Raw genomic sequence first — 11362 nt, forward strand, 5'->3', positions numbered from 1 at the left:
TTCAGCGTCAGGGCGGGCAGACCCAGCATGGTCTCGACCGCGCCGAACAGTTCGTCGGCGAAGGCTGTCTCGTCCGAGCCGTGCATCTTGGGCCGCACCACATAGACCGAGCCCGCCGGACTGTTGCGCGCCTCGGCCGGACGGCGCAGGTCGTGCAGGCCGATCAGGCCGGTCATGGCGATGTCCAGCAGATGCTCGGGCGTCTCGCGCCCGTGGGCGTCCAGCACGGCGTCGGTCGTCAGGTGCAGGCCGACGTTGCGCACCAGCATCAGGCTGCGCGCCTTCAGCGCCAACGACGAGCCGCCCGGCGCCGTATAGAGGCGGTCGGGGTTCAGGCGCCGCTCGACCGTGCGGCCGTCCTTCTCGAAATCGGCCTGAAGATCGCCGCGCATCAGGCCCAACCAGTTGGCGTAGACCAGCCGCTTGTCCGCCGCGTCGACGGCGGCGACGCTGTCCTCGGCGTCGGCGATCGCCGACAAGGCCGCCTCGACCACGACATCGGCGACGCCCGCCGGGTCGTCGCGGCCGATGCGGTGCGCGCGGTCGATGACGATCTCCAGATGCAGGCCGTTATGGCGCAGCAGAACGCCCGACGGCGCCGCCGCCTCCCCCGCATGACCGGCGAAGACGGCCGGATCGGCCAGCCCTGTTTCACGCCCGCCTGACAGGGCGACAACCAACCGCCCGTCCTCGACGCGATATCTGACCGCCTCGGCATGACCTCCCTCAGCGAGCGGCGCCGCCTGATCTAGGAAGGCGCGGGCCCGGGCGATCACGCGGGCGCCGCGCTCAACGTCATAACCGCCCGCCTTCGGCGCCTCGCCCAGCGCATCGGTGCCGTAAAGCGCGTCATACAGGCTGCCCCAACGCGCATTGGCGGCGTTCAGCAGATAGCGCGCGTTGGTCAGGGGCACGACCAGCTGCGGCCCGGCCATGCTGGCGATCTCGGGGTCGACGTGGGCGGTCTCGGCCTGCACCTCTTCGCGCTTGGGCTCGAGGTAGCCGATCTCGCGCAGATAGGCCTGATAGACCGCCTGATCCGGCTGGCCCGGATAGGCGCGGTGCCAGTCGTCCAGCTTGCGCTGCAGTTCGTCGCGATGCTCCAGCAGCTCGCGGTTGCGACGCCCGAAGCGGGCCAGCAGCCCCTCAACCCCTGCCCAGAAGGCGTCGGCGCTCACGCCGGAACCCGGCGCCGCCTGCTCACGCACGAAGGCGTCCAGTTCGACCGCGACCTTTAGGCTACCGTGACGGACATAGGCGTCGGCGGGGGTGTTGGGGGCGTCGAACATGGCGGTCTCCTTCAGGCTGAAGACTAGGCCCGAATGGCCGCCGCTATCCACGGCGCAGAATGAGGCCTATCTTTGCTAGATCTGCAACGATGAGAGCCCATCATGCTGGCCGAGTATGAAATCTTCGTCCGCGCCCTGGAAGAAGGCAGCCTGTCCGCCGCGGCGCGTCGGCTGGACCTGTCGCCCGCCGTGGCCTCGCGGCGGCTGGCGCGGCTGGAGGACCGGCTGGGGGTGCGGCTCATCGAGCGGACCTCGCGCCGTCTGGCCCCGACCGAGGCGGGGCGGCTGGTCTATGACCGCGCGGCGCAACTGCTGGAGGGGGTCGAGGACCTGGAGGCCGTGGTGTCGCGCCGCACCACCCAGGCGCGCGGCCTTCTGCGTGTCTCGGCGCCGACCTCGTTCGGGCGGCGGCGGCTGGCGCCATTGCTGGCCCCATTTCTGGAGGCGCAGCCGCGTCTGACGCTAGAGCTGAACCTGACCGACGCCTTCGTGGACCTGATGGCCGAGGACGTGGACGTGGCGGTGCGGATCGGGAGCTATGAGGCGGAAAACCCGCTGATGCACCGGCTGGCGCCGAACCGGCGGGTGCTGTGCGCCTCGCCCGCCTATCTGGCCGAGCACGGCGCGCCGCAGACGTTGGACGACCTGCGCCGCCACGCCCAGCTGGCGGCCGAGAACCAGTCGACCTGGCGGCTGGAGGGTCCCGAAGGTCCTGTCGTCTTCCGCGCCCGCAGCCGGGTGCGGACCAACTCAAGCGAAGTGGCGCGCGAACTGGCGCTGGCAGGCGGCGGGGTGGCCCTGCGCTCGACCTGGGACGTCGGCGACGAACTGCGCGACGGGCGGCTGAAGGTGGTGCTGCCGCAGTATGCCGGATCGTCGGATGTGGCGATCTTCGCCCTGACGGCAGGCCGGGCGCGGGCCGAAACCCGCGTCCGCGCCTTCATCGACTTCCTGTCCGGCCTCTATGGCGAGACGCCGGAGTGGGATCGCTGACTACTCCTGAGAAGCCGCCGTCGTTGGCTTTATCCAGCGATCCAGCCAGGACGACATCTCATACAGGGTGTGACCGACCGATTCCCGCGCGCGATAGCCGTGGTCCTCCTTGGGCAGGACGACATAGCGCGCCGTCGCCCCATTGCCCTTCAGCGCGGCGTAGAAGCGTTCCGTCTGGATCGGGAAGGTGCCGGAGTTAGCATCCGCCTCGCCGTGAATCAGCAGGATCGGCTCATTCACCTTGTTGGCGTAGGTGAAGGGCGACATGGCGTTATAGGTCTCGGTCGCCTCCCAGTAGGACCGCTGCTCGGCCTGGAAACCGAACGGCGTCAGGGTGCGATTATAGGCACCAGAGCGCGCGATGCCGGTCTTGAACAGGTCGGTGTGCGCCAGCAGGTTCGCCGTCATGAAGGCGCCGTAGCTGTGCCCGCCGACGGCGATCCGCTCCCGTTCCGCCACGCCCAGAGCCACCACGGCGTCGACCGCGGCCTTGGCGCTGGCGGACAGCTGCTCGATGTAGGTGTCGTTCGGCTCGGCCCCGTCGCGGCCGATGATCGGCATCGTCGGGTTGTCCAGGATGGCGTAGCCCTGGGTCAGCAGGAACAGGTGGCTCGATCCCGACGGACGCACGAAGCGGTTGTCGGTGTCCACGACCTGACCGGCGACAGCGGCGTCGGTGAACTCGGCCGGATAGGCCCACATCAGCAGCGGCAGCGGGCCGTCGCGATCCTTGTCGTAACCGGCGGGCAGATACAGCGTCCCCGACAGCTCCACCCCGTCGTCGCGGGTGTAGGTGATCAGTTGGCGGGTGGCCCCGGCCAGTTGCGGCGCCGGATCGGGGAAGTTCGTCAGTTGGGTGACGCCGCCGTCCAGATCACGCACGCGCAGATTGGCCGGATCGGTGCGGCTTTCGCGATAGGTGACCAGCTTGCGGCCCGCCTCGTCCAGCACGCCCACGACGCTTTCATACTCGCCCTGGGCCGAGCGCCAGACGCGCTCCGTCTCGCCCGTATTCAGGTCCATCAGGTCGAGGAAGGGATAGGCGCCTTCGCGTGTCGCCCCATTCCCCTCGACGAAGACCTTGGAGCCGTCGGCGTTGAAGCGCATGACCGAACGGCCGCGCGCGTTCGGCTCGGTCACGACCGAGCCCGGATCGTTGTAGCGATCCTGATAGTTGCGATCGACCAGGACGCGGCCCGCGCCGGGGTTCGACGGATCGACCAGGGTGCGCGTCTCGTGCCGGGTGTTGAACCAGCGGCTGTTGACGATGGCGGCGTCGTCCCGGCCCCACGTCGTTCCGGCGTAGCGTTCCTTCAGGTCGGCCAGGGTCTGCACCCGGTCATTAAAGGGCGCGCGCAGCATGAAGACGCGGTCGCGCACCTCGGCGGCGTTGCGCGGATCGCCGCCGTCCTGAGCCTCGGCCCAGACCAGGGTGGCGTCGGCGTCGGCCCGCCACTGGACCGCGCGCGGACCCGGCGCCACGGCGTCGAACGGCGTCGGCACGTTATCACGCAGCGGCAGATCGGCCACGCGGTGCACCTGACGCCCGTTCATGTCGGTGACGATGACGTCCGAGGGGAACAGGCTGGCCGGCACGACGTAGGAATAGGGCTTCTTGACCCGGGTCTGCAGGATGTAGCGCCCGTCAGGCGAGGTCGAGACGCCCAGGATAACCCCCGGCTGGCCCACCGAGCGCGCGCGGCCGTTCAGCGACACCACGGTCGGCTGGCTGGTGAAGTAGTAGTCGAACAGGACCTCGTCACCCACGTTGGACAGCAGATCTTGATAGGTCCGCACCGGGGCGGCGCGGCCGCCCGTCTCGGTGATGATCGGGCCTTCGGGCGGATGGTCGACGTTGGGCGCCAGGCCGCGCCCGGCCGGAATCGCCAGAACCAGCAGGCCCGAGGAGTCCGACAGCCAGGAGAAGCCCGACCCCGTCGCCGCATTGACCATCGGCCCGTTCAGCTTGCGCGCCTTGGCCTGCGCCACATCGGCGGTCCAAAGCTCCAGCCCGTTGGGCGCATTGACCAGGAAGGCCACGGCCTGGCCGTTGGGCGCCCAACTGACATTGGTCAGGCGCGCATTGGCGGGCAGGCCCGTCACCGGGCGCGCAGGCCCGCCGTCGACCGCCTGGAATCTGAGCCCCGTCAACCAGGAGACGCGGCTGTTGGCCGGGCCGTTGTTCTTGGGATTGATGCGATAGCCCGCCAGCCGCAACATCGGCTCGGCCAGTTCGGCGATGGCCGGCAGGTTGGAGCGGTCGGTCAGCAGCAGGGTCTTGCGATCCGGGCTGACGCTGACGTCCGGATTGGGCTTGGCGTCCAGGATCTGGGCGATCGGCGCCGGCGGCTGCTGATAGGTCGGCGCGGCGTCCTGGGCGACCGCTGCGACCGGCAGGGCTAGGGCTGGAACGGCGGCGGCGAGCACCAGGGCGGGCAAGGCGGCCCGCAGCAGACGATGGCGCATGGATTTTCCCCACTGAGACGAGTCTTATGTGGCGCTAAGTGTGAGACCCCCGCGATCCAGGGTCAACCGTCAGGCTTGTGGCGCCATGCCTTCCCCTGCGTCGCGCTTGCCGCTTGCTCCACTTCCCGGCCCGCTTTAAGGACGGAGGAGACCACGATATTCATCAGTTGGTGAAAAAGGGAGTCCGATGGGCAAGATTTACGCTGACGTGAAGTCCGCGCTGGAGGGGCTGACATTCGACGGCATGACCGTCATGTCCGGCGGCTTCGGCCTGTGCGGCATTCCCGAGAACCTGATCGCGGGCCTGCGCGACACGGGCGTGAAGGGTCTGACCGTCATCTCCAACAATGCGGGCGTGGACGGCTTCGGCCTGGGCCAGCTGCTGGAGACGCGCCAGATCGCGAAAATGATCTCGTCCTACGTCGGCGAAAACAAGGAGTTCGAACGCCAGTACCTGGCCGGCGAGCTGCAACTGGAGTTCAACCCGCAGGGCACCCTGGCCGAGCGCATCCGCGCGGGCGGCGCGGGCATCCCGGCCTTCTTCACCGCCACCGGCGTCGGCACACTGGTCGCCCAAGGCAAGGAAGTGCGCGACTTCGACGGCCGCAAATACGTCATGGAGACGGGGCTGGTCGCCGACCTGTCCATCGTCAAGGCGTGGAAGGCCGATGAGCGCGGCAACCTCGTGTTCCGCAAGACGGCCCGCAACTTCAACCCGATGATGGCGACGGCGGGCAAGGTCACGCTGGTCGAGGTGGAAGAGATCGTCCCCGTCGGCTCACTGGACCCCGACCACATCCACACGCCGGGCGTCTATGTCGACCGCCTGATCCAGACCGTGTCCGAAAAGCGCATCGAACAGCGCACCGTCCGTCAGAAGGGAGCGTAACCATGGCCCGTACTCGCGAACAACTGGCTGAACGCGCCGCGAAAGAGCTGCAAGACGGCTTCTATGTGAACCTGGGCATCGGTATCCCGACCCTGGTCGCCAACTACATCCCCGAAGGCATGGTCGTGACCCTGCAATCGGAAAACGGCATGCTGGGCATGGGCCCCTTCCCCTATGAGGGCGAGGAAGACCCCGATCTGATCAACGCCGGCAAGCAGACGATCACCGAGATCCCCGAGAGCAGCTATTTCAGCTCCTCGGACAGCTTCGCCATGATCCGGGGCGGCCACATCAACCTGTCGATCCTCGGCGCGATGGAAGTGGCCCAGAACGGCGACATCGCCAACTGGATGATCCCCGGCAAGCTGGTGAAGGGCATGGGCGGGGCCATGGACCTGGTCGCGGGCGTCAAGCGCGTGGTCGTGGTCATGGAGCACGCCAACAAACACGGCCAGTCCAAGGTGCTGAAGGCCTGCACCCTGCCGCTGACCGGAACGGGCGTGGTCAGCCGCATCATCACCGATCTGGCGACCTTCGACGTCAAGCCGGACGGTTCGGGGCTGGAGCTGATCGAACTGGCCGAGGGCGTCACGCTGGACGAGGTCGCGGCCAAGACCGAGGCCGACTACACGGTGGCGGCGGGCGTGGGCTAAACCGCCCTCGCCCCTCTGTAAAAACACAAACCCCGGCGACAGCGAGGCCGCCGGGGTTTTTCATGTCTTCCTTCTCCCCTCTGGGAGAAGGAATTTAGTCCCGCATCGCCTGAAAGCCCTGCTGATCCGTCCAGAGGACGATCTGACGGCTGGTCTCGGCCGTGGCGCGGTCAAAGGCGGCGACGATGGCCGACTGGCGGTTCACGCCTGCGCTCTCGCTGACCGTGATGCGGTCCTCGGCCACGATCGAACGATCGCCCGGCCGGACCAGACGCAGCAGCACGACGATGGTCGCATCCGGCACGGCGCCCGGCGCGACGTAGGACGCCTCGAACCGGCGCACGTCCACGCTCAGCAACAGGCCGTCGCGCGTCAGCGGACCGCTGCTCAGCACGGTGCACGTCCCGCCGTCCAGGAAGGCGTTGCGCAGGGCTTCCTCAAACAGAGTCTCGGCCGGAGACACCCAGCGCGCGCCCTTGATATAGGCCGCCTCGGTCCCCGTCACGGCCAGAATGCGGTCGCCGCGCGCCGCTTCGGGGAAGTCCACCCGGCGCATGGAGACATGGACATCCGGGCAGGCCGAGGTCGCGCCCGTTCCGGCATAGGCCGAGGCGCCCCCGAAACGATACAGCTGAACCGGGTCCGGCGACGACAGCAAAGCGCAACCGGACAGGGCGACCGACGCCCCCGCAATCATCAGTGTGGAACGGATCACGGCTGCACCTCGATTTCCTTGGACGGCGCCTTGGCGATGAACTCACGCGGACTGTCGCGCACGTTGTCAATGAGCGACTGCAGCGAGCGCGTCGCCTGATCCAGCTGACGGATGGTGTCGTTCAGCTGCGGCACCGTCTGCGAGCCGAAGTCGCCCAGCGGCCCCTCAAGCCCGGAGGCCGAACGGTTGATCGAGGCGATGGCGGCCTGCGCCTCCTGCGTCGCCTTGTTGATGTTAGCGATGGCCTGTTTGCCGTCCGTCTCGACCAGCTGGCGGGTCGAGGCGCCCAGCTGCTGATATTCGCCGACGGCGGCGTTGGCCTTGATGATCGTCTCTTCCAGCTGCTGGAACATGCCCTTGCGGGCTTCCAGCTCGGCGGTCATGGCTTCGACATTCTTCACGCTGGATGAGAAGCTGCGGATGTTGTCGTCGGACAGGACCCGGTTGATGCGGTTCAGCGCGTCGACCGTCTGGGCCAGCACCGTGCCCGAGCCGCTGAGCAATTCGGCCAGCGGGCTGGGCTGGCTCTCGATCACCGGCACCACGTGGTCGGGATACTGGTCCTTGAGCAGCGGGCTGGACGGCTCTCCGGCGGTGATCTGGATGTAGGTCAGGCCGGTGATGCCCTGCGGCTCCAACTGGGCGCGCGAAGCCACGCGCACCGGCGTCGTGCCGTTCAGGCGCACGCGGGCGATGACCTGATCGCCCTTCTTGGGGTCCAGGTTCAGGTTCGTTACCTCGCCGACACGGATGCCGTTGAAGTGAACTTCGCCGCCTTCGGAAAGGCCGCGCACCGGGCCGTAGAAGACGATGTCATAGACGTCGTACTCCTTGTTGAACTGCAGCCGGGCCAGCCAGATGGTGAACACGGCCAGCGCCACCAGCAGGGCGACGGTGGCGATGCCGACAGCGGCGTAATGAGCGTCTCTTTCCATCGTTTCGCGTCCTCCTCAGGCCGCGCTCTTATGGGCGGCGCGTCCGCGCGGCCCCAGGAAGTATTCCTTGATCCAGGGGTGGTCCGAGCGTTCCAGCTCGGCGACCGGCGCCTTGGCCACCACATGCTTGTCCGCCAGCACGGCCACCTGGTCGCAGATGGCGTAAAGGCTGTCGAGATCGTGGGTGATCATGAAGACCGTCAGCCCCAGATCCTCCGACAACTGGCGGATCAGATCGTCGAACGCCGCCGCCCCGATCGGGTCCAGCCCGGCCGTCGGCTCGTCCAGAAAGACCAGTTCGGGGTCCAGCGCCAGGGCGCGGGCCAGGCCGACGCGCTTACGCATCCCGCCCGACAGCTCGGCCGGCTTCAGATAAAGGGCCTCGGGCTTGAGACCCACCATGGCCACCTTCATCTCGGCCAGCTCCCGGATGGTCGTCCTGGACAGATCGGTGTGCTCGACCAGGGGCGAGGCCACATTGTCCAGCACCGTCAGCGACGAGAACAGCGCACCCTGCTGGAACAGCACGCCGGTGCGACGCTCGACGGCGGCCGCTTCCTGCTTGGTCATGGCGCTGCGGTCCTGCCCGAACAGGCTAACCTCGCCGCCTTCCGGCTCCTTCAGGCCGATGATGGAGTTCAGCAGCACGGTCTTGCCGGTGCCCGACCCGCCGACGACGCCCAGCACCTCGCCGCGCATCACGTCCAGATCCAGATCCTGATGGATCACCCGCTCGCCGAACTGGCTGAGCAGGCCCCGCACCTGGATGACGGCCTCGCGGTCGTCCGGTTTGCGCGTCTCGGCCGTCATATTTTCAGCTCGATGAAGATCAGGGCGAAGACGGCGTCCAGCAGGATGATGGCGAAGATGGCCTGCACCACCGCCGCCGTCACCCGGCGCCCCAGGCTTTCGACGTCGCCCGCCACCGACATGCCCTGGCGGCAGCCGATGGCCGCGACCACCAGGGCGAAGACCGGCGCCTTTATCAGACCGACCATCATGTGGGTCGGCATATAGCCGTCCTCGACCAGCCGCTGGAAGAAGAAGGCCGGCCCCAGGTTCAACTGGCTCCATGACACCAGGACGCCGCCCAGCAGCCCCCCCACCATGGCTAGGAAGGTCAGCAGCGGCAGCATGACCAGCAGCGCCGCCAGACGCGGGATCACCAGGGCCTGAAAGGGATCGACGCCCATCACTCGCATGGCGTCCACCTCCTGCGTCATGCGCATCGAGCCGATCTCGGCGGCGAAGGACGAGGCTGAACGGCCCGCCAGCAGCACGGCGGTGATGACCACGGCGAACTCACGGAAGACGGCGACGCCGATCAGCTGCACCGTGAAGACCCCCGCCCCGAACTGGGTCAGCAGGTCCACGCCGATGAAGGCCACCACAGCGCCGATGAAGAAGTTGGTCACCACCACGATCGGAATGGCGTCAAGGCCGGTGCGTTCCGCCTGGCTGAACCAGGCGGCCCAGCGGATGCGGCCGGGGTGCTTCAGCGTGGTCAGCACCGCCGCCATCAAACGGCCCAGGAAGGCCAGGGACAGCATGGCCTCAGCGCCGAAATCATAGACCCCGCGCCCGACCTTGGCGAAGCCGCGCGTCATGGGGGCCGAGCGGCGCGGCGGCTCGGCCGTCATGCAGTCCAGCTTGGCCACCATGCGATACAGGCGCCCGGCTTCGGGTCGCGTCGACCAGGCGGATTCCGGGATGGGCCGGCTCATTGCCTGGGCCACGGCCAGGGCGCCAGCGGTATCGAAACGGCCCAGGTCGTCCAGGTCCAGCGCGGTCACGGATCGACCGTCCAGCTCGGCCTTCAGCCGATCACCCATCCGACCGACGGCGACGGTCGACCAGTCGCCGGCCAACCGCAAGCGCGTCTGGCCGTCCTGGCTTTCATCAATCTGGAAGTCCGCCCGATTCATGAATCCGACACTGACACAGGCCCGCCCGCACGCATAGGCCGCTTAAAGCTCTGCTTTTCGCGCTGTGTCAACGACTGATGACTCCCGATCTCTTCCGGCGTTGCTCGACACACACAAGGCCCGCCCGTCACGGCGCAGCTTTCAGAACGTCGACCAGCCATTTTCGTTCAGCGGGCCGCGCCGAACGCAACCTCGGGAAACGACCTAGCGCAGATAGTCGAGCAGGGAGACCTGGCGAAGCTGGCTGACCACTTGGGCCGAGGCCTGCAGGGAGATCTGCGCCAGCTCCAGTTCGGTGACGGCTTCGGCCATGTTGGCGTCGGTCTTGCCGGACAGGATGGTGTCGATCGAAATCTTGCGCGCCTCCTGGGATTCCAGCAGGCGGTCGACGCGGTTCTGCATCCCGCCGTTGGCGGCCTGCAACTCCACCATCCCCTTCGCCGCCGCCTCGAAGCGACCCATCTGAGTGGTCAGAAAGGCCTTCTGAGCGTCCGTCATCTTGCCGTCCAGCGGCGTCGTCTGATGCTCCAGCTGGATGTCGCGGAAGATGGCGAACAGCTCCGAGCCCATGGCGTCGGCCAGGAAGCCCGTGTCCATCGAGACGTTCTCGTCCAGCCAGGACGACTGCTTCAGCTGGTCGTTGTGGAAGGCCGCGCTCTCATCGGGCAAGGCCGCCAGCTTGGCCATCATGCTGGCCCCAGGCTGACCGGGAATGTCGGGCAGGTCCACCGGCGCGCGATCAGTGACCCCGCCGCCGAACAGATACTTGCCCTGATGCTTCATGTTCAGCCCGTCCTGAGCCTCCATGAACAGACTGTTCAGCGTCCCCATCAGGGTGTCCATCCGCCCGGCGGCGATGGCGTCGGCGATGGCCTGACGCGCCGCCGTCGAGGCGTCTGCGACCCGATCCATCGCCAGATCCTGGGTCTCCAGCCGAGCCGTGACGGTCTTGTTGGTGTCGATGAAGGTCTGGATGCGGGTCTGGCTGGTCATCAGCGCGCTGACCGTCTCGGAGCCTCGGCCGAAACCGACCAGGTCCGTGGCGTTCTTCTTGGTGTTCACCTTCTGCTGGGCGTCAGCCATGCGCGACTGGGCCGACATCAGGTCAAGCAGGGCCGACTGATAGTTTCCGTAGGTCGAAACGCGGGTCATCGCACCATTCCCAGCAGGATGTCGTACATGTCCTTGGCCGCCTGAACCATGCGGGCCGAGGCGTTAAAGGCTTGCTGATAGGTGGTCATCAGCACCAGTTCCTCGTCCAGGTTGACCCCTTCGACCGAGACGCGGCGCGCCGTCGCCTCCTTGGCCAGGGCCGCGGCGCTGACGGCGTTGTTCTTGGCCATGGCGGCCCGACTGCCGATCTCGCCCGACAGTTCGGATGCATAGCGCGTCAGCGACATGGAGCCGCCCGCCGCCCCGCCCGCCGCCGAAAAGGAAGCGGCGTTCTCGCCCGCGCTGGCCAGCAGGCGCGCGCCGCGCGCGTCGTTCTTGCTGACC

At 67.5% G+C, this 11362-nt stretch carries 11 protein-coding genes; 3 read left to right on the top strand and 8 right to left on the bottom strand.

The window, feature by feature from the left end; translation table 11 throughout:
- A partial coding sequence (locus B2Y21_RS14795) for a malate synthase G (protein WP_292060582.1) occupies positions 1-1289 on the bottom strand: 1289 nt, incomplete at its 3' end.
- A gap of 102 nt (positions 1290-1391) precedes the next feature.
- On the opposite strand from B2Y21_RS14795, the gene B2Y21_RS14800 reads away from it, so the two are divergent.
- Positions 1392-2282, top strand: coding sequence for a LysR family transcriptional regulator (locus tag B2Y21_RS14800; RefSeq protein WP_292060583.1), 891 nt, complete (start codon positions 1392-1394; stop codon positions 2280-2282).
- Here B2Y21_RS14800 and B2Y21_RS14805 read toward each other — a convergent pair whose 3' ends face one another.
- A complete protein-coding gene (locus tag B2Y21_RS14805) occupies positions 2283-4748 on the bottom strand; it encodes a S9 family peptidase (protein ID WP_292060585.1) in 2466 nt (821 codons plus the stop codon). It lies immediately after the preceding gene.
- Positions 4749-4935: 187 nt separating this feature from the next.
- Here B2Y21_RS14805 and B2Y21_RS14810 point away from each other — a divergent pair, with 187 nt between their 5' ends.
- A complete protein-coding gene (locus B2Y21_RS14810; RefSeq protein WP_292060586.1) occupies positions 4936-5637 on the top strand; it encodes a CoA transferase subunit A in 702 nt (233 codons plus the stop codon).
- Between the two features lie 2 nt (positions 5638-5639).
- Positions 5640-6290 (top strand): 3-oxoacid CoA-transferase subunit B, encoded by a 651-nt coding sequence (locus tag B2Y21_RS14815; protein WP_292060587.1) that lies wholly within the window; start codon positions 5640-5642, stop codon positions 6288-6290.
- Positions 6291-6384: 94 nt separating this feature from the next.
- On the opposite strand, the gene B2Y21_RS14820 is transcribed toward B2Y21_RS14815, so the two are convergent.
- From B2Y21_RS14820 to B2Y21_RS14845, 6 genes are all read right to left on the bottom strand, one after another.
- Positions 6385-7005, bottom strand: a complete 621-nt coding sequence (locus tag B2Y21_RS14820; protein WP_292060589.1) for an ABC-type transport auxiliary lipoprotein family protein — start codon at positions 7003-7005, stop codon at positions 6385-6387.
- Positions 7002-7940: an MlaD family protein gene (locus B2Y21_RS14825; RefSeq protein WP_292060591.1), complete on the bottom strand. Its 939-nt coding sequence runs from the start codon at positions 7938-7940 to the stop codon at positions 7002-7004. The genes B2Y21_RS14820 and B2Y21_RS14825 overlap by 4 nt, the downstream gene beginning before the upstream one ends.
- A gap of 15 nt (positions 7941-7955) precedes the next feature.
- Complete coding sequence (locus B2Y21_RS14830) at positions 7956-8750, bottom strand: ABC transporter ATP-binding protein (RefSeq protein WP_003165650.1); 795 nt, start codon at positions 8748-8750, stop codon at positions 7956-7958.
- Complete coding sequence (locus B2Y21_RS14835) at positions 8747-9865, bottom strand: ABC transporter permease (protein ID WP_200215781.1); 1119 nt, start codon at positions 9863-9865, stop codon at positions 8747-8749. Before B2Y21_RS14835 ends, B2Y21_RS14830 begins: the two co-directional genes overlap by 4 nt.
- A 204-nt stretch (positions 9866-10069) precedes the next feature.
- Entirely contained in the window at positions 10070-11017 is a 948-nt protein-coding gene (locus B2Y21_RS14840) for a flagellin (RefSeq protein ID WP_076223854.1), read from the bottom strand.
- Positions 11014-11362, bottom strand: a 349-nt coding sequence (locus tag B2Y21_RS14845) for a flagellar basal body rod C-terminal domain-containing protein (RefSeq protein ID WP_292060594.1), incomplete at its 5' end; no start/stop codon positions are given. The genes B2Y21_RS14845 and B2Y21_RS14840, both read right to left, overlap by 4 nt.

The organism is Brevundimonas sp. UBA5936 (genome assembly GCA_002430835.1).
Taxonomy (GTDB): domain Bacteria; phylum Pseudomonadota; class Alphaproteobacteria; order Caulobacterales; family Caulobacteraceae; genus Brevundimonas.